Consider the following 18,284-nt stretch of genomic DNA (forward strand, 5'->3'; position numbering starts at 1 on the left):
AGCGGCTACTTTGCAGGCCTTTTCGCCGGGCCCGAAGTAAACCGTGCGGGCAGCATCCGGGACACGGCGGCCACCACTTTGTACCGCTTGGTGGGGATGGACACCGCGCGGCCGCGTTCGTTGTCCGCCAGGCCCTCGCGGACCACCCGGTCAGCGTGCAGCCACAGCCACCGCGGGGCCACGGTTTTGTCCATCCCCATCCGGTCATGGAATTCGGTGTGGGTGAACCCCGGGCACACGGCCGTGACTTTGACCCCGCTGCCGGCGTAGGCCAGGTTCGCCCAGCGGCTGAAGCTCACCTGCCAGGCCTTCGCCGCCGAGTAGCTCCCCCGGTTCGCAAAGGCGGCGACGCTGGCCACGTTGATGATCCTGCCCGAATGACGCGCCAGCATGCCCTGCAGGGCCGCGTGGCACAGTTCCATGGGCGTCTGGACATGCAGCCGCAGGTGCCTGCTTTCCTCGTCGAGGCTGTTCTGGTCGAAGGATTTCAGCAACCCGATGCCGGCGTTGTTGACCAGGATCTCTACCGGCCGTGAAGAGTCGGAAAGGCGTTCGACGACGGCGGCCACCCCGGCGTCGTCGGTCAGGTCCGCGGAGAGCACCTCGGCGGTGATGCTGTAGTTGTTCTCCAGTTCGTGCGCGGCGGCCCGCAGGCGCTCCGCATCGCGTGCAACCAGCACCAGGTGGTGCCCCTGTTCCGCGAGCTGGCGGGCAAACTCGGCGCCAAGGCCCGCCGTCGCGCCGGTGATCAGGGCCGTGGGTCCGGGAACTTGTTCGGTCATGGCAGAAGCCTAGTGGCACTGTGCGCCCGGCGCCTCCCTTATCCGGCGCCGAGATGGCACCTCACGGCAGTGTCTGCGACCACGACTGCCGTGACATGCCATCTCGGTGAACTTCCTAGGCGAACTTTGCCAGCGGGTTCACCAGCCTGCCGGCCATCTGCAGGCCGCCGGACGGGTCCGCGAGGTCCAGCATCTGCTGGTTGTTGCGCAGCTGCAGCCTGTTGAGGCAGGAGAACTGGAAGTCGGGCGCGAACAAGTCGTGCCGGGCAAACTGGTCCGCGAGTTCGGGGTGCTCCGCCTGGTAATCGCGGATGGTCCCGGCCGCGATGCGCCAGAATTCCTCGCCCCGGAGGACGCCGTCTTCCTCGAGGAGGGCGCCGAGGAACCGGAAGATGCAGTCGAACACGTCGGTGAAGATGGCCAGGACCTTCTCGTCGTCGGGGATATCCGCCTTGATCCGCGATACTGCGTCCGGCAGTTCGATCCGGTTCCCCATCACCACGATTTCCTCGGCGATGTCCTTCATGACGGCCCGCACAGGCACCCCGTTGTGGAGCACCAGGATCACGTTCTCGCCGTGCGGCATGAAGGCCAGTTCGTAGCGGTACAGGCAGTGCACCAGCGGCACGAGGTAGGCCTCGAAGTACCGGCGCAGCCACTCGCCGGGTTCCAGTCCGGACTGTTCAATCAGGGCGGAGACCATGGGTGTGCCCGCGGAATCGGTGTGCAGGAGCGAGGCCATGGTGGCAAGTTGCTGCCCCTCCTCCAGAAGCGGCAGCGGGCTTTCGCGCCACAGCGCGGACAGCATCTTCCGGTAGGGCGAATCCTTGGGCGCGGCTTCCTCGTAGTAGCCGTTGTGGTATCCGATCGCCGCCACCTCCCGGATCATGGCCAGCCCGCGGGCCTGCAGGGCCTCGTCGCCGGCGATCAGGTCCTGGAGCCAGTCATTGATGGCCGGCGTGGCTTTCATGTACTGCGGGGACAGCCCGCGCATGAACCCCATGTTCAGCACCGACATGGCGGTCTTGACGTACGCCTTTTCCGGGGACGCGGTGTTGAAGAACGTCCGGATGGACTGCTGGGCCTGGTAGCCGTCCGCCCCGATCCCGAGGTGCACGATGTGCTGCTGGGCGATCTCGGCCGCGAAGGTCACCGTCAGCTTGTTCTCCCACTGCCACGGGTGCACCGGCATCAGGAAATACGCGGCAGGGTCCAGTCCCAGGGCACCGAGCTCGGCGTCGAAGTAGGCCAGGGTGCCCGCACCCAGTTCGGCGTCAAGGTGGGCTGCATAGTCCAGGCCCTCGCTGGAGGTGAACACCGCCTTGCTCCGGTGGACCGCGATCCATTCCAGCTGCACGGGAGCGCCGGTTTCCGGGGCAAAGGCGCGGTAATCGCTGATGCCGAAACCCAGCCGGCCGTTGTTGGCCACGAAGCAGGGATGGCCCTCGGTCATGCTGCGCTCAATGGCCTGGAAGTCCGTTGCGACGTCGGCTCCGCCGGTCACTCCTGCCGCCAGTTCCGCGGACGACGGCTGGCCGATCCACTGCTTGTAGGCGTGGCTGGCAAGCGTGCTGCTGATCTCTTCAAGGTAGACCGGGAGCATCTCCGGCCTGATCCCCAGGGTGTCGCGGAATTCGGTGATGAACCGGAGCGCATCCAGGGGTGCGTCCTGGCCGTCGCGGCTGCACCTGATCGAGGCCGCATCCACGGACCAGTGCTCAAGGTGCAGCACCCTGGCCGAGAACCGGTATTCAACCGAGGCGTCATCGCTGAGCACCCGGTAGTCCCCGGCACTGATCCGCTCCGGGCTGATCCGTTCGGCGCTGATCCGCTCCGGGCTGATCCGTTCGGCGCTGATCCGCTCCGGGCTGAGGATGCGCTCGTGGGAGAACTCGGCGAGCGCCTTGCGGACCAGGTGCCGGTTGGCGACGGCCCAGCGTTCCGGCGTGAGGTGGGTTGCGGCGTTTGCTGCGGTGAGGACGGATTCAAGTTCTGCGGTGGTCAAAGTGACACTCCCTGGCGGATCGGAGATGGCTGGATCGGGGACTGGCGGATCGGAGATGAATGACGGGCGGCGCGGGCCGCATGGAAGGCCTCCCGGGTGCAGAAGCTGAGGAGGGCCTGCTTGTCCGGCAGTGCGATCTCCCCTGCCGGCTGGAAACCGAGCCGCTCGTTAAGCACATGGATTTTGTGGTTCCGGGCGTCGGGCTCCACCACCACGCGCTCCACTTTGTCCTTGGCGAAGAGCCGGTCCAGGACCGTCTCCATCACGGCGGCGGTATAGCCGGGGCGCGGCGGACCGGCCGGCGGTGCCACCAGCAGGTGCATCCCGATGTCCCCCGGCTGCACGGCGTACCGGCCGGCCAGTGGAGAGAAACCCGGAAGGTACTCCTCCATCAGGAAGGCGGGAACGCCGGCGTCGAGCCCCAGCAGCGCGTGGTGATGACCGCTGGACTGGATCTTCGAGTATTCCTGCACAACGTCCTGCACGGACGCGGACTGCATCCCCCAGAAGGCTGCATAGGGCCGGGTTACCCAGCTGTGCAGGAGTTGTGCGTCGGTGTCGGGGTCGAAGCAACGGAACGCGAAACTCATGCGTTCACCCCCGTCGACATAGACATGCCCGGTTCAGCCACGGCCGGCGCGGGAACCCCGAACTGCTGGAACGCGATGCTTTGTTCCACGGGGTAGACCTCGCGGCCGGTGATTTCGCGCAGGATGCAGGAGTTGCGGTAGGCGGCCATGCCGAGGTCCGGGGTGACGAAGCCGTGGGTGTGGAGCTCCGCGTTCTGGACGAAGATCTCGCCGGGTTCGACGCCGGTGCTGTAGTTGCGCTCGACGGCGAACCTGCCGCGGCCGTCCCGTGCGATCCGGTCCTGCACGCCGGCGAGGAACTCCGGCTCGCGGTAGCCGTAGCCGGTGGCCAGCACCACGGCTTCGGTGTCCATTTTGTAGCCGGCGCCCTGCTCCTCGTGCCGGAGCTGCAGGGTGTGGGTGCCGGAGACGGGGTCCCACGAGGCCCCGGTGAGGGCAGCGTGCGTCAGGAGCTGCGTGTCCACGATGCCGGCCAGGCTCTTGGTGTAGAGGAGGTCGTAGATGGCGTCGATGAGCTCGGAGTTGATGCCCTTGTACAGGTTCTTCTGGCTCCTGATAAGGCCGTCGCGTTGTTCCTCCGGGAGGCCGTGGAAGTAGTCCACATACTCCGGCGACGTCATCTCCAGGGTGAGCTTGGTGTACTCCAGCGGGAAGAACCGGCCGGACCGGGTGACCCAGTTGAGCTGGTACCCGTGGACGTCGATCTCCTGTAGCAGCTCATAGTAGATTTCCGCCGCGCTCTGGCCGCTGCCCACGATGGTGATGCTCCGCTGCTTCTGCAGCTCACTCTTCCTCGACAGGTACTCGGCGTTGTGGAGGACCAGTCCCCCGCCGTTGGCTGCCGCCTCGACGATTCCGTCACAGGCCGCGGGGACGTACGGCGACGTCCCGGTGCCCAGCACCAGCCGCCGCGCACGCAGCACCTCCGGCCCGGCGGGACCGTCCACGGAGAGCGTGTACACGCCGTCGTCGTACGTGATCTCCCGGACGTCCGTGCCGAACCGCACCGACCGGAGCCGGCCGGCCACCCACTGGCAGTACTGGTTGTACTCGGCGCGCAGTGGGTAGAAGTTTTCCCGGATGTAGAAGCGGTAGAGCCGGCCGGTCTGCTTGAGGAAGTTCAGGAACGAATACGGGGAAGTGGGGTCGGCCAGCGTCACGAGGTCCGCCATAAACGGGACCTGCAGGTGGGCCGGTTCCAGCATCATGCCGGGGTGCCAGTCGAACGAGTCGCGGCGTTCCAGGAAGACGGCATCCAGCCCGTCGATGGGCTCGGTCAGCGCGGCGAGCCCCAGGTTGAAGGGCCCGACGCCGATTGCGGCGAAGTCGTAGATGCGCCCCTCGCTTGAGGTGCTGGAGCTTGAGGTGATGGAGCCTGGAGCGCTGGAGGGAGAGGACGTGCTCATGCTGCAGCCTCCTGTCCGGTCAGCAGCGCTTCACCCGTGCGGCGAAGCATGCTGATGATCGTGTTGATGTCTTCCGGAGTGGCCTCGGCGTTCAGCAGGGTGAACTTCAGGTAGTGCCGTCCGGCCACCTTCGTTCCGGCAACCACCGCCTCGCCGGAGGCGAATACCGCGGCGCGGATCGCCGGGTTGAGGGTGTCCGCGGCGTCCTCGTCGAGGCGCGACCCGTCGGCCAGGAGCGGGCGGTAGCGGAACACGAGCGTGCTGAGCTGGGGTTCGGCAACGAGCTCGAAGTCGGGATCAGCGGCCAGTGCCTGCCCGGTGCGTGCGGCAAGGTCTATCGCCTCGTCCAGCAGGGCGCCGACGGCGTCCGCGCCCATGATCCGGAGGGTCAGCCAGAGCTTCAGGGCGTCAAAGCGGCGTGTGGTCTGGATGCTCTTGTCCACCTGGTTGGGAATGTCCGCCAGCGCGGCGCTCTCCGGGTTGAGGTAATCGGCGTAGTAGGTCACGTGCCGCAGCATGGCGCGGTCCCGGACCAGCAGGGCACTGGAGCTCACCGGCTGGAAGAAGGTCTTGTGGAAATCCACGGTGACGGAGTCGGCCAGGCCGATCCCGTCCAGCCGGTGGCGGTAGCGGCCGGAGAGCATCAGCCCGCCGCCGTAGGCGGCATCCACGTGGAACCAGGCCCCGTACGCCCGGGCCAGGGCGGCGATTTCGACGAGCGGGTCCACCGCGCCGAAGTCGGTTGTCCCGGCGGTGCCCACCACAGCGATCGGAACCAGCCCGGCGTCGGCCGTTTGCGCCAGCGTACCGGCCAGCGCGGCGGGGTCCATCCGGTGGTCCGGCCCGATGGCCACCGGCACCACGGCGTCGTACCCCAGCCCCAGCATGGAGGCCGACTTGCGGATGCTGAAGTGGCTGTCTTCGGAAGCGAAGACCCGCAGTTTCTCCAGCAGGGCGGGAAGCCGGAGGGACTCATTGCCGGGGAGCTTCCGCAGCCCGGCCACGGCATGGTTGCGGGCAATAAGCAGCGCCTGGAAGTTGGACTGGCTGCCGCCGGAGGTGAACACGCCGTCGGCAGCGTCACCCAGGGACAGCCGCTCAGCTGTCCAGTCGACGAGCCTGCGCTCGATCATGGTGGCGCCCGCGCTCTGGTCCCAGGTGTCCATCGACGAATTCACGGCGGACAGGATGCTCTCCCCCACCAGCGCCGGGATCACCACGGGGCAGTTCAGGTGGGCCGCGTACTTCGCGTCATGGAAGTAAACGGCGTCCTTCAGGTACACCTCTTCAAGTTCCGCCAGCGCGGCAGCCGTGTCCGGCAGGGGGCGGTCCAGGTCAACCGCACCGACGCGCGCCTGCAGTTCCCCGGGTCCGACGCCGGTAAACGGCTTGGTGGTCCGCTCCAGCTTGGTGGCCACGGCGTTGACGCCCTGAAGCACCTGAGCCACGTAACGGGGCGCATTGCGGGAGTTGAAAAGGTGGTTGGTGGCGGCGAGGGCAAGCTCCACCCGGGAGCCGAAATCGTGCCCGCCGGCAGGGGCTGGCAGGTCCAGGGGTTTCTCGTCCACACGGGGCAACAGCGTCACAAGGTTTTCCTTTTGGTAGGCGTTTGGAGGCGCGCTAACGTAGCAAGGCAAGCCTTACTTAGGTAAACCTTTTAGTCAAACTTTTGTGAGCTAATTATGAAATTGGCGGAGTTGCGGGGTTTTGCCGGCTCAATGGAGCGTCATTGACTGTCGTTCGGGAGATGATTGAGGCAGAATTTGCCGCTCCAGGTGCAGCCGTGGCCGGTAGAGTGCGCGGCCGTGGCCGGCTCAGTGCGCGGCGGTGGCCGCCGACTTGCGCCGGCAGAGCAGTGTCCAGCGGTTCCCGCCATCCTCCTTGGCGTAGGAAAACTGGTCCAACGCCACCTTGGCCAGGGCAAGTCCGCGCCCGCTCCCGGACATGTCATCCGGCATCTCGGCAGCGGTGAGGTCGATGCCGGCGGGCCTGGCGTTGTCCGTGAATTCGGCAAAGAGCCGCTCCGGCTCGCACTCCACTGCCAGGACGAACCGCACGGGGTCCGTGCCGGCCGGGCGGGAGTGCTCGATGATGTTGGATGCCACCTCGATCAGCGCCGTTTCAAACCTGATGCGGTCCATGGGTTCAATGCCGGGTTCGCCCGCCCAGACGTCCTCGAGCAGCTCATGGATCAGCTCCAGGCTTTCGGGCACCGCGGCGGCGCGCAGGCTGAACTCGCTGCTCATCAATAGGCTCCGTCTACCGAGGCGACCGGCTGCAGCACCCTGTTGAGGTTGGTCATTTCCAGGACAGCCGTGATCTGTGCCGTGGGGTTGGCCAGCCGGAGGTCTCCGCCCGCCTGCCGGGTCTTCTTCAGCCCGGTAATCAGGGCGCCCAGGCCGGACGAGTCAATGAAGTCGGTGCCGGCAAGGTCCACCACCAGCCGGACCGTGCCGTCGCTGATCAGGGCATCAATGTTGGCGCCGAGGTGCGGTGCTGACACCATATTGAGCCGGCCCACCGGACGGATTACGCCCACCCCGTTGGCCAGGGTCTCGTTGTTGAATTCGATCATGGATTTCCCTCTTTCTTTTTGGTGCTGTCCAGCCAGGCATCATAGCCGGGGTAGCGGACGGCCTCGATGACCACGCTGAAGATCAGCAGGTCGAAGGCTATCCACACAAAGTTGACGGTGCTGCCCAGGAGATCGCCCTGACCCAGCAACAGCCGGATCACGCCCACTCCGGCCGCCAGGACCAGGACAGCCATGGCTATCAGCTGCGGCCGGACCAGGTGCCACGGCAGCCGGCTGCGTGCCTGCAGTGTCTTGGGGGTGACCCGGAAGTCCAGGTCCCGGCCCAGGAACACGTTCCCGAAGGCGGAGGTGACGGACTTGATCCAGGTGGGGAACAGCGCCAGCGAATACTGCTGGCCGCGCCACGTCTTCACCCCGCGTCCCACCACCATGAACAGGATCTGGTTGATCACCAGGAACGGGATGAGCCGGAGGAAGAATTCGTTGCTCAGGGACTGGACCGGGAGGATCCCGAGGGTCAGGTAGATGACGGGGGCGGCGATGTAGGCCACCGCGGCGAAGCCGGACAGATAGCTCCACATGGTTGCCAGGTACATCAGCCGCTGGGCCAGGCTGAGCCCCTTTTGCATAAACGGGTTCTCCCGGAACATGACCTGCATGGTGCCCTGGGCCCACCGGAGCCGCTGGGTCAGCATCGAGTCAAGGTCTTCGGGGGCCAGGCCGTCGGCCAGCCGTTCGTGGTGGTAGGCCGATTCCCAGCCGAGGGAATGCAGCCGCATGCAAGTGGCCATGTCCTCTGTCACCGAGATCGTGGCCAGCGGCATCACGGCCTGCGCCTCGCCGGCTTTCTCGGCGTTGACGGAATCGATCAGGACGCGGACGGTTTCCACCGCTCCCAGCGGGGACCAGTCGCGCTGGGACAGCCTGTCCAGGGCAACGTCGTCGACGACGGCGAGGGAACCGTCCACGTCGATGGTGCGGGACAGCCCCTCAATGGAGTTCAGTTCAGCGTGCAGCGCCGCGAAGTCTTCCGCCACCAGGTTCCGGGCCACGGCGTCCACGCGTTCCTGGAACCGGTAGGTGACGTCGGCAATGGCCTGCCCCTCGCTAAGCTCGCGACGGACCTGCTGCAGGTCCGTCGCCAAGGTGGAGAGCGCGGATGCCAGCCGTTCCTGCCCGGGTCCAAGCTGGCGCCTCGCTTTGGCCACCACCTTGTCCGCCGTTTTGAGCGCCTTGTTCAGTGCCAGCTCTGTTTCCGAGACGTAGCGCATGACCCCCAGCTGCATCAGCGCTTCCCGCCGGATGATCGCGTTTGAACCGCAGAAAAAGGCCGCGTTCCAGCCGTCCTTGCCCTGCTGGATGGGCCCGTAGAAAAGCGGCGCCTGGCTGCCCAGTGGATCGTTGGGCGGAACGTTGACAAACACCTGCGGGGTCTGGACCAGGGCCATCCTGCGGTTGTTGAAATAGCCCAGCGTGTTGTCGAGAATCTTCGGGTCCGGCACCTGGTCTGCGTCGAGGATCAGCATGAACTCGCCGTCCGTGGCGAGCAGTGCGTTGTTGAGGTTGCCGGCCTTGGCGTGCCGGGGACGGTTGGCCCAGTCCTCGGACCGGGTGATCCAGCCGATGCCCTCCGCCTCGGCGATGGCCCGCAAGTCGGCGCGGTTGCCGTCATCGAGGATCCAGGTCCGGTGCGGATACGCGATGTTCTTGGCTGCCCGGGCCGTTCCCATAACGAGGTCGAACGGCTCGTTGTAGGTGGTGATGAAAACGTCCACCGTGAGGCCGGCCGGCGGCGGCGGCGGAGTGTCCCGCTGCTTGTACCGCCACATGGTGACGCCGAACAGCAGGGAATCGAGCAGGGAGTAGGTTTCCGCCAGGACCAGAGGTACCGCGATCCACCAGGCTTCCCAGTTGATGGAAACCATCCAACGCCAAATGATGTAGTTCAGGCCCAGGATGGCAGTAGCCAAAACAATAAGCCTGATGGTCAGTTGCCGTGGTGTCATGGCCCGGCTGTCCCCCTGGATCCTCGTCCGTTCAGTCAGCCGCCCGGTGGGGATCCGGCTCCGAAGTGAGACCAAAGGAGCGTGGAAGGGCGGACTGTCCTGAGTCAGTCCAACCTTATCCGCCCGGCCGGAAAAGGGCTAAGGTGCGGAGCGGATGATGACGGCGGACCGGGCTGTCAGCCCGCGGCGATTTCCTCCTGCGACGGGCCTTCGGGCTCCGTCAGGTGCCGTACATGGAGTTCCTCGGCGGCCAGTTCGTACCAGGTGTGTGCACCGAAGGAAGGGCTCGGCGTGTCCAAATGACGGTACAGGGCGTCGGCCAGCTTCCCGAGGGCGTCATCGGACAATGCCCGGACCGTGGAGGCTGGATCCAGGTTGCCCTCGAGGTATTCGGAGAGCTCCAGGCCGTCGATGGTGCGCTGCTCCCCGGCCGCTGCCAGGTTTTCGTCGATGTCCAGGCCGGCAGAAGCGTCGGAATCCAGCAGGGCGTTGATTTCGCTGTCCAGCGTGGCCTCTTCGCCGCCGGCCAGCCCGGCATGCTCCAGGCAGATGGGAACTTCCGCCGGCTCATTGAGGGTGAGGCGGAACGCGTCGGAGCCGCTCACACTATGCCCGGTATTCGCGGCGCCCTCAGCCTTGCCTCCGGCGATGTGGCGCAGGTACATCAGGACCTCGGGGTCAAGGTGGGACGCATTGTGGAGGTCCACCGTGATGTCCTGCTGCGGGGAGAGGCGGCGTCCGCGGCGCATGATGTGAAGCAATACGGGGTAATTGGCCTGGGTCAGGCAGCCTGAGACTTCCAGGGTCACTCGTCCGGGATCAACGTCCACACGGACCAGCACACGCAATTTATGGTTCAAGGCTTCTCCCACAGAGACATCCAAGAGCCAGCTTCATAACTCACCTAAACCATACGAAATTGTTGACCGCGCCACAAGCTGCCCTCCGCGCCGGGTCTTTCACTTCCCACCGGACCTAGACTTGGAGGATGGACGAGATCACGCTGGACGCATCCGTGGCCGAACAGCTGCAGGATCTGGTCATCAACAGCGACGACGTCAACGGGTTCCTTGCGGAGCTTTGTGAGCTTTCAGCTGCCGCCCTCTCACGCACCCTCGGCCGGGATGTTTCCTGTGCCGTGACCCTGAGCCGGCACCACAGGACCACAACGGCTGCCTGGAGCAACCCGGCGGCCCGCCTTTTCGACGAGATCCAGCACGGCTTCGGCGAAGGCCCGTGCCTCCACGCCATGACGACGGGCACCACGGTACTGGTCCGGGACACCCGCACGGACCCCCGCTGGCCGGAATACGGCCACGCCATTGCCTCCATGGGGCAGTTCAGCGTGCTCGGAGTACCGCTGACGCTTGACGCCGGCGCTGCCGCTGCACTGAACGTTTTTGTTGCGGCCCCGGACATCTTCGACGCCGCCGCGGTCCAGAAAGCCGAACAGTTTGCCGCCCAGGCCGAGAAGGCGCTCCGCCTTGCGGTAAGAATCGGCATGCAGCAAAAGCTGGCCGCGGACCTGCGGGCGGCCATGGAGTCCCGCACCGCCATCGACCTTGCAGCCGGCATCATCATGGGCCAGAACCGGTGTTCGCAGGCGGAAGCGATGTCCATCCTCACCAAGGCCTCCAGCGGCCGGAACCTGAAGCTTCGTGACGTGGCGGAAAAGCTCGTGGCGTCGTTCGCCCCGGAATCGCCGTCCACCCACTTCGACGACTAAGCCTGCCCTCCCCAGACGGGCCCGACGCTAGGACGCGGTTATTTGGTCCGTGGGCGGCTGCTCGGGCCAGTCGATGAACTGTTCGTACGCGTCGTGCTTCTTCAAGTAGGCGTAGATGAAGGGGCAATGCGGGATGATCCGCTTCCCTGCGGACACCACGTCATCGAGGGCGAAATGGGCCAGCACCTTTGCCAGCCCCTGTCCCTTGAAGTCCGCCGCCGTGTCGGTGTGGATGAAGTCCACATGCCCGGGTCTGTCCACGAAGCGCGACTCGACCGCCAGCTTCCCGCCGACACGCAGTTCGTAGCGGTGCAGGTCATCATTCCGGATGGTGGTGACGTCCGGACTGAACGTGTCTTCGCTGGATACGGTGTTCTCCGTCATGGTTCGACATTGGCACTTAAAGGCGCCTGTGGCAATGGTCCGCTACGGCCTCCCGGCGCGGACGGACGCGGCGGAATCCGGCCGAGCAGGAGCACCGCCAGGGCGAAGCACGCCGCTCCCCCGCCCAGCAGGGCGAGCGTCAGTCCGTTGAGCGCTGCGTCGGCCACCGGTACAAACACGACGACGACGGCGGTCACCACCGCGGCGGGAGGCCGGCGGCGGGAGTGGACAGACGCCGTCGGACGTTCTTCCAGCCGCCCGAACACTGCCAGCACCGGGAGCAGGAGCGCGATGACGCCGAGCAGGACCAGCGGCCGCGACCACCACCATGCTGCGGTCCCGGCCGGCGGTTTGGGAAAATCGGTCAGCAGGAGCAGCCCGGACATGGCTGCCAGCAGCGGCAGGTGCCACAGGTAAACGGTCATGGCGCGCCGTCCGGCCAGCCCCACCACGGCCCGGACCCACCGCGCCGACGCAACACCCGTGAGCACCGGCCGGGAGAGCTGGAGCGCCGCAGTCTGGGCCGCGCCAAGCAGCAGCAGGCAGAAGTTGGGCGGGTTCAGGTTCACCAGCATGTTGCCGCGGTACAGCCCCAGGCCCGTCACCAGCCCCAGCAGGAGGTTGCTGGCGACGATGACGCCCACCAGCGTGGAGGCGCGGATCCTCTCCCGTGGCGCATCGGCGAGCACGAACCCCAACTGCTGGACGGCGCACCACAGGAACAGGATGTTGGCGTACGCCAGCAGCGGCAGGGTGCCGCGGAAGCAGTCGACTGCCACCACCAGCGCGGTGAGGCCGGCCAGTGACAGCCAGGGGGCACGGTCATGGAGCGCCGCCAGCAGGGGAATGTTCAGCTGGGCCGCCAGATATGCGGCCAGGAACCAGAGGGGCATTCCTGCGCCGGTGACGATCAGTTCCACCACTTGCGGTTCCACGCCGAACAGCCGGGCCGCCCACAGCCCGGCGAACATCACGGCCAGCAGGGCGGCGGCCGGCCGGATCAGGCGCAGCAGCCGGGCCTGGGCGAACTCGAGTCCGCTGCCGCCGCGGGCCTTGAGCCGCCGCCAGGACTGCAGTCCGGTGATGCCGCCGGCAACGAAGAACAGCGGCATCACCATAAAGATCCAGATGATCGGCTCGAACCAGTCCTGGAGCGCGAGGGTGTTTTCGGTGGTCACCGTGCCGTCGGGGTGGAGTACCGGGCTGACCATCATGGTGTGTCCCACCACCACCAGGGCCAGGCAGAAGAAGCGGGCAAGGTCGATCACTGCGTCGCGGTCCGGTGCGGGCGCGACCTGCCCTGAGCCTGCCTGCTGCGGCTGCTGCGGAACACCCATTGCGCTCCCTACCGAGGCGGAACGATTCCCTGCGTACTGTCCATTGTCCGCCGGGCGTCCGTCAAGGACCAGAAGCTACGCCGGGCGGCGCATTGGCGCGGGCTTAGCCGAGCAGCAGCCCCAGGAGGCCGAGCACGACGGCGAGCAGCGGCGTCGTGCCTTGCGTGGCGGCCGCGCGGAGGTACTTCCGCCCGGTCAGGGCGAGGACGGCGGCCGCCAGCAGCATGGAACCGCAGGAGGCGAAGATGAGGGTCCAGCCGGCTACCGGCTGGCCGAGGATGACCGCGCCCGCGCCGATCAGCGCTCCGACGGCCAGGAACAGGTTGTAGAAGCCCTGGTTGTAGGCCAGCGAACGGGTGGTCTCGGCGTCGGCCTGTGAGGCGACGCCGAAGCGCTTCCAGGTGGCCGGCCGGGTCCAGGTGACGGACTCCATCGTGAAGATGTAGACATGCAGCAGGGCAGCGACAAACGCGAAAACGAGGGAGGCCGGGATCATGGCTCGATCCTAGCCTCCCCCGTTGGGAGTTTTACTGTTCCGCTACTTCGTGAGCGTGGACAGCGCGCCGGCGGCGAAGTCCCTGGCCGAGGCGTTCCATTTCCCGAGGAGTCCCTGGAGATTCTCGCCGTCGGCACGGTGCGGACCGGTTTCGGCTTCCAGCGTGGCCAGCACGCCGGTGCGGAGTTCGGTGTTGAAGTTCACCTTGCCCACGTTCATGGCGGCGGCCTTGACCAGCTCTTCGGCCGGGATTCCGGACGCGCCGTGCAGCACCAGCGGGATGTGGGTCCGCACTGCGATGTCCTGCAGCACGTCCCACCGCAGCTGCGGCTCCCCCTTGTACTTGCCGTGCACATTGCCCACGGCCACGGCCAGCAGCTGGGCGCCGGTGCGGGCCACGAAGTCTTCCACCTGGGCGGAGTCGGTCAGCCCGGCAGCTATGCCTGTGGCGCTGCCTTCCGTCAACGGACCGGAGGCGTCCGCTCCGAAGGCGCGGTCCTCGTCACCGGCGAGTCCGCCCAGTTCCGCTTCGATCACGACGTCGGCATGGCCCTGCGCCGCCAGCACGGCCCGCGCTTCGCGGACCAGCGCGATGTTGTCCTCGTAGGGCAGCGACGAACCGTCGGCGAGGACCGAATCCGCCCCCGCTGCGACGGCGTCGGCGATCACCTGAAGATCGGAGGCGTGGTCCAGCTGCACGGCAATCGGGACGCCGGCGGAGTCGGCCAGGCCGCGGAGCGCGGCGATGAGGCGCAGCCCGTTGGGGGTAGCGGCGGTCTTGGGAGCCACCAGCAGGATGGCTCCTCGGCCGGCCTCTTCCGCCGCCTCCACCACGGCCAGGGCTGTGGTGAAGTCGTAGCAGGTGAAGGCCGGCACGGCGGCGCCCTGCTGGAGGGCGGAAACCACCAGGTGGTCGAGTCGGGCTCGCATCAGGCGCTCAGGCCTCCCACCAGGATCCAGGCGACGAAGGTCAGGGCGAAGCCGGCCAGGCCCAGGATGGTGGTCAGGACGGTCCAGGTGCGGAGGCCGTCGGACACGGTGAGCCCGTAGTACCGGACCACGGTCCAGAAGCCGGCGTCGGTCACGTGGGACAGGCCCAGGGAACCGAAGCCGATCGCGATGACCAGCACGGCGATCTGGGCGGGAGTGTAGCCGCCTTCGGCCACGGCCGAGGTGAGCAGGCCCGCGGTGGTGACGATGGCCACGGTTGCGGAGCCCTGCGCGGCACGGAGCGCCAGGGAGATGATGAAGCCGAGGACGATCAGCGGCAGGCCCAGGTGGTCCAGGGTCTGCGAGAGGGCCGCGCCGATGCCGGAGGTGCGCAGGACTTCACCGAACACACCGCCGGCGGCAACCACCATCAGGATGGAGGCGATGGGAGGCAATGCGCCTTCGAAGATCTCGCCGGTTTCGCGCAGCGACCAGTTGCGGCGGACAGCCAGCAGGAAGAACGACAGGCCAACGGCCACGAGCAGTGCAAGGAACGGGTTGCCGACGAACGCGGCCACGCCGTACCAGAAGTTGTCCTTGCTGATGGTCAGCGTGCCCACGGTGCCGAGGAGGATCTGCACGATGGGTGCGGCGATGAGGAAGATGATCAGGCCGGGGCGCGGCGGGGCAACAGCCTGGGCACCGGGGCCGTCGTGGCCCACGTGCACCAGGGAAGCGGAACCGAACTCGTCAACCTGTGCTTTGACGCTCGGGAGGAGCTCGTATTCCTTGCGGTTCATGATGCTGGCAACCCAGTAGGAGAGGAACCCGAGGGGGATGCAGATGAGCAGGGAGATCAGCGTGATGAGCCCGATGTCGGCTCCGAAGACGCCTGCCCCGGCGACGATGCCCGGGTGCGGCGGCACGGCGACGTGGATGGACAGCATGATGCCGGCCATGGGCAGGCCGAACTTCACCGGGTGGACCTTGGCGATCTTGGCGAACGCGTAGACGATCGGGACCAGGACGATCACGCCGACCTCGAAGAACACCGGAATGGCCACCAGGAAGCCGACGGCGGTGAGCGCCACTGCCACGCGCTTGGCGCCGAGCTTCGCGGTGAAGTGGGAGGCCAGCGACTGCACGCCGCCGGACACCTCGATCATCCGGCCCAGGATGGCGCCGAGGGCGATCAGCAGTGCGACCTTGCCCATGGTGCCGCCCACGCCGGTGGCAACGACGGTGAAAACGTCCTTCAGCGGAATCTGCGACGCGATGGCCACGAGGATGCTGACCGTCAGCAGGGCCACGAAGGCCTGGATCTTGAAGCGGATGATCATGACCAGCAGGAGTGCGATGCCGAGAGCGGCGATGGTCAGCAGCAGCGGAGTACCCAGCTCCACGGCCGGCTTGATGGCGGGGGCATCAGCGGCCCGCACTATCAAGGAGTTCATCAGGGGGTTCATGGGAAATTGTCTCCTTTGACGTCGCCGGCAACGCCTGGCGAGGTGGTTCGACGACGACGACGGAGGGGGGACCGCCGTCGTCGGGCTCTAGTTGGGGATTATGCGGTGCGCTTCGTGGGGGCGACAACCTTGATGACAGCGGAATCGTCCGCCGCGGCGAGGCCCTGGGCCTGGCCCAGGAGGTACAGCTGCTCGGCTGCGGCGGCAACGGGGGCGGCCAGGCCGGCGGCACGGGTGGCCTTGCCCACGATGCCCATGTCCTTGACGAAGATGTCCAGGCGGCTCAGCACCTCGGCGCCTTCCTCGTTGTAGGCCTCCAGGATGCGCGGGCCGCGGTTGGAAAGCATGAACGAACCCGCTGCACCGGCTTCGAGGGCCTTGAGGGTCTTTTCCTGGTCCAGGCCGAGGGCATCGGCCAGGGCCAGGGCTTCGGCGGCTGCAGCGATGTGGACGCCGCAGAGCAGCTGGTTGACGGTCTTGAGCGCCTGGCCGTCGCCGGGCTTGTCGCCCACCACGGTGAGGGTGGAGGCCAGCAGTTCCAGGGCCGGACGGGCCTTCTCCTGGGCCTCGGGCGATGCGCCCACCACGATCAGCAGGTCGCCTTCACCGGCGCGCTTCGGGCCGCCGGAAAGCGGCGCATCGACGAGCTCGACGCCGTATGCGGCCAGGCGGTCCACAGTGGCGGGGATGGCGTCGGTGCCCACGGTGCTGCCGAGGATCACGACGGCGCCCGGCTTGAGCACGGAGGCCACGCCGTTCTCGCCGAAGAGGACATCGTTGAGCTGCTCGCCGTTGCGGACTGCCAGAAGGAGCGCGTCTGCGCCTTCGGAAGCTTCGCGGGCGGAGGCGAAGGTCTTGATGCCCGCTTCTGCGGCGAGTTCCAGGCGGGCTTCGGCGATGTCGAAACCGTGGACGGTCAGCTCGGACGCGAGGCGGGTGGCCATGGGCAGGCCCATGGCGCCAAGGCCCAGGACGGTGATGGTGTAGTTGCTGCTGGTCATGGTGTTCTCCATTGAAATTATGTCGGGATTCAGAAGGTGTTGCTGAGCTTGCGCGTGACGTCTGCGAGGGACTGGTCATCGCCCACGTTGCCGGCGAAGACGATGTACGGGATGCCCTTGGCGGGGCCGTCCACCGGCTCCCACAGGCTGACGATGCCCGGGAGCATGGGGCCGCGGACTATCGCGTGGCGGATTTCCAGGCCGTGCGCGGCGACGTCGGACGACGTGATGCCGCCCTTGGCGATCACAAACCGCGGCGGGAAGGTCTTGAGCGTGCGGTTCACGACGGCGACGACGGCGGCGGACACCGTGCGTGCGATCCGCAGGCTTTCGGCGGCGTCGTCCGTCTTGATCAGGAGGCGGCTGGTATGAACGATGACATCGCCGGTGCGCAGCGACTCCACTACCGTGTCCACCGTCTCGTCCAGGTAGCTGGCGGCGCTATCGCCAAGCAGCTTTTCGACGTCGATCTCCACGATGCGGGCCGCGCTGTGCTGTTCCGTCAGTGCCTTGAGCTGGCGGGTGGTGACGCCGACGTGGGAGCCCACCACGATGAGCCCGCCGGCTTCGGACGGGGTGTTGCCGGCGTAGGCCTCTTCGCCGCTGAGCTGGGCGCGGATTTCCTGGCCGATGCGGCCACGGACGAAGGGCGGACCCACGCGGTAGAGCAGCTTCTTGCCACGGCGTTCTGCTTCTTCCAGGCCGAGGGAAAGGGCGCGGAAGTCATTCTCGGTGACGATGTCGGCCACAATCGGCGTGGAATCGGTGGCGGACTCGATGGCGTCCGCGATGGCCTTGGCGGAGATGGCCGGATCCGCGGCGGCAGCACCGGCACGGATGATGTTGAGGTCCAGGACAATCACGGAGTCAGCGGCGAACCGGCCCTGCGACTTCTCCTCGACGTACTTGGCCATTTCGGAGTTGGCGAACCCGAAGCTTGCGTCCCTGGCGAATTCAGTCTCGGCCACGGGGGTGAGCGTTCCCGCTTCCGCCCCGGTGCCGCGCATGTAATGCACACCGCCGATGGTGACGCGGCCGGCGTCGGGGAATGCCGGAACGATCACAACGCCGTCGGTGGCCTCGCCGGTCTCGGCGGCGACGGTGGCGGCAATGACATCAGGTTCCAGCGGGTAGTGGCCGCGGAGGGTGGAGTCGCTGCGGCTGACGAAACCGAGGCGCAGCGCTTTTTCGTCCGCGGAGCCGGCCGTGTTCCCGGCTGCCGCCAGCGCGTTGCGGACGATTTCTTCGTTCCGCGCAGCGGCCTCGGCCGGGTCCAGGCTGCGGGTGTTGGTCAGGACATAGACGGCGGACTTGAGGTTGTTCTCCCGGATGTGGGAGAAGGCCCAGGTGAAGTCGGCAACGTCCCAGCGGGTGAGCACGGGCAGGTCCGCAACGGACTGCGTGCCGGTGGGGTCGTCGTCGAGCACGACAAGCACGCGGGGGGAGGCTGCCGAAGACGCCGCTACAGCGTCGGAAACCAGCTCAGCGGGAATCTGGACCTCTGCCGGGAAGGCTGCCAGTACATCTGCTTCAAGGGGCACTTTGCACTCCGTTGTGTATGAAATCTCTGCTGCGGTTAGGTATTTGTAAGATGTCAGACATCTAACATTTGAATGCTA

Annotated in this window: 17 protein-coding genes; 1 reads left to right on the top strand and 16 read right to left on the bottom strand. The window is 66.7% G+C overall.

Going from position 1 to position 18,284, the window contains the following annotated elements:
- Nucleotides 1–5 precede the first annotated feature (5 nt).
- The 9 genes from AC6JAC_RS20575 to AC6JAC_RS20615 all read right to left on the bottom strand — a co-directional run bounded on the left by AC6JAC_RS20575 (nt 6) and on the right by AC6JAC_RS20615 (nt 10,185).
- A complete protein-coding gene (locus tag AC6JAC_RS20575; RefSeq protein WP_497966432.1) occupies nt 6–782 on the bottom strand; it encodes an SDR family NAD(P)-dependent oxidoreductase in 777 nt (258 codons plus the stop codon).
- Between the two features lie 115 nt (nt 783–897).
- A complete protein-coding gene (locus AC6JAC_RS20580) occupies nt 898–2,787 on the bottom strand; it encodes an IucA/IucC family protein (RefSeq protein ID WP_497966434.1) in 1,890 nt (629 codons plus the stop codon).
- Nucleotides 2,784–3,377 carry a GNAT family N-acetyltransferase gene (locus AC6JAC_RS20585; protein ID WP_497966436.1) on the bottom strand — a complete coding sequence of 198 codons (594 nt, stop codon included), beginning with the start codon at nt 3,375–3,377 and terminating at the stop codon, nt 2,784–2,786. The genes AC6JAC_RS20580 and AC6JAC_RS20585 overlap by 4 nt, the downstream gene beginning before the upstream one ends.
- Nucleotides 3,374–4,783, bottom strand: coding sequence for a lysine N(6)-hydroxylase/L-ornithine N(5)-oxygenase family protein (locus tag AC6JAC_RS20590; protein ID WP_497966437.1), 1,410 nt, complete (start codon nt 4,781–4,783; stop codon nt 3,374–3,376). Before AC6JAC_RS20590 ends, AC6JAC_RS20585 begins: the two co-directional genes overlap by 4 nt.
- Nucleotides 4,780–6,369 carry a pyridoxal phosphate-dependent decarboxylase family protein gene (locus AC6JAC_RS20595; protein ID WP_497966439.1) on the bottom strand — a complete coding sequence of 530 codons (1,590 nt, stop codon included), beginning with the start codon at nt 6,367–6,369 and terminating at the stop codon, nt 4,780–4,782. Before AC6JAC_RS20595 ends, AC6JAC_RS20590 begins: the two co-directional genes overlap by 4 nt.
- Before the next feature lie 228 nt (nt 6,370–6,597).
- Complete coding sequence (locus AC6JAC_RS20600) at nt 6,598–7,029, bottom strand: ATP-binding protein (protein WP_028270614.1); 432 nt, start codon at nt 7,027–7,029, stop codon at nt 6,598–6,600.
- Entirely contained in the window at nt 7,029–7,358 is a 330-nt protein-coding gene (locus AC6JAC_RS20605) for an STAS domain-containing protein (protein WP_454697399.1), read from the bottom strand. The genes AC6JAC_RS20600 and AC6JAC_RS20605 overlap by 1 nt, the downstream gene beginning before the upstream one ends.
- Nucleotides 7,355–9,325 (bottom strand): glycosyltransferase family 2 protein, encoded by a 1,971-nt coding sequence (locus AC6JAC_RS20610; RefSeq protein ID WP_043438256.1) that lies wholly within the window; start codon nt 9,323–9,325, stop codon nt 7,355–7,357. The genes AC6JAC_RS20605 and AC6JAC_RS20610 overlap by 4 nt, the downstream gene beginning before the upstream one ends.
- 176 nt (nt 9,326–9,501) lie before the next feature.
- On the bottom strand, nt 9,502–10,185 hold the full coding sequence (locus AC6JAC_RS20615) for a hypothetical protein (RefSeq protein WP_497966442.1): 684 nt from the start codon (nt 10,183–10,185) through the stop codon (nt 9,502–9,504).
- 128 nt (nt 10,186–10,313) lie between these two features.
- On the opposite strand from AC6JAC_RS20615, the gene AC6JAC_RS20620 reads away from it, so the two are divergent.
- The gene (locus AC6JAC_RS20620; protein ID WP_454697397.1) at nt 10,314–11,051 is read left to right on the top strand and encodes an ANTAR domain-containing protein; all 738 of its coding nucleotides are present in this window, start codon (nt 10,314–10,316) and stop codon (nt 11,049–11,051) included.
- A 27-nt stretch (nt 11,052–11,078) separates the two neighbouring features.
- On the opposite strand, the gene AC6JAC_RS20625 is transcribed toward AC6JAC_RS20620, so the two are convergent.
- The 7 genes from AC6JAC_RS20625 to AC6JAC_RS20655 form a co-directional block, all read right to left on the bottom strand.
- Entirely contained in the window at nt 11,079–11,435 is a 357-nt protein-coding gene (locus AC6JAC_RS20625) for a GNAT family N-acetyltransferase (protein WP_497966444.1), read from the bottom strand.
- Complete coding sequence (locus tag AC6JAC_RS20630; RefSeq protein WP_497966446.1) at nt 11,432–12,772, bottom strand: acyltransferase family protein; 1,341 nt, start codon at nt 12,770–12,772, stop codon at nt 11,432–11,434. The genes AC6JAC_RS20625 and AC6JAC_RS20630 overlap by 4 nt, the downstream gene beginning before the upstream one ends.
- Nucleotides 12,773–12,875: 103 nt before the next feature.
- Complete coding sequence (locus AC6JAC_RS20635) at nt 12,876–13,268, bottom strand: DUF1304 domain-containing protein (RefSeq protein WP_028270609.1); 393 nt, start codon at nt 13,266–13,268, stop codon at nt 12,876–12,878.
- 42 nt (nt 13,269–13,310) lie between these two features.
- The gene (locus AC6JAC_RS20640) at nt 13,311–14,198 is read right to left on the bottom strand and encodes a class II fructose-bisphosphate aldolase (protein ID WP_497966448.1); all 888 of its coding nucleotides are present in this window, start codon (nt 14,196–14,198) and stop codon (nt 13,311–13,313) included.
- Nucleotides 14,198–15,664: a GntP family transporter gene (locus AC6JAC_RS20645; RefSeq protein WP_028270607.1), complete on the bottom strand. Its 1,467-nt coding sequence runs from the start codon at nt 15,662–15,664 to the stop codon at nt 14,198–14,200. The genes AC6JAC_RS20640 and AC6JAC_RS20645 overlap by 1 nt, the downstream gene beginning before the upstream one ends.
- Nucleotides 15,665–15,762: 98 nt before the next feature.
- Nucleotides 15,763–16,665, bottom strand: a complete 903-nt coding sequence (locus AC6JAC_RS20650) for an NAD(P)-dependent oxidoreductase (RefSeq protein WP_028270606.1) — start codon at nt 16,663–16,665, stop codon at nt 15,763–15,765.
- 29 nt (nt 16,666–16,694) lie between these two features.
- Entirely contained in the window at nt 16,695–18,206 is a 1,512-nt protein-coding gene (locus AC6JAC_RS20655; protein WP_497966450.1) for a four-carbon acid sugar kinase family protein, read from the bottom strand.
- Nucleotides 18,207–18,284: the final 78 nt, after the last annotated feature.

It is taken from the genome of Arthrobacter sp. KUASC02, assembly GCF_059739395.1.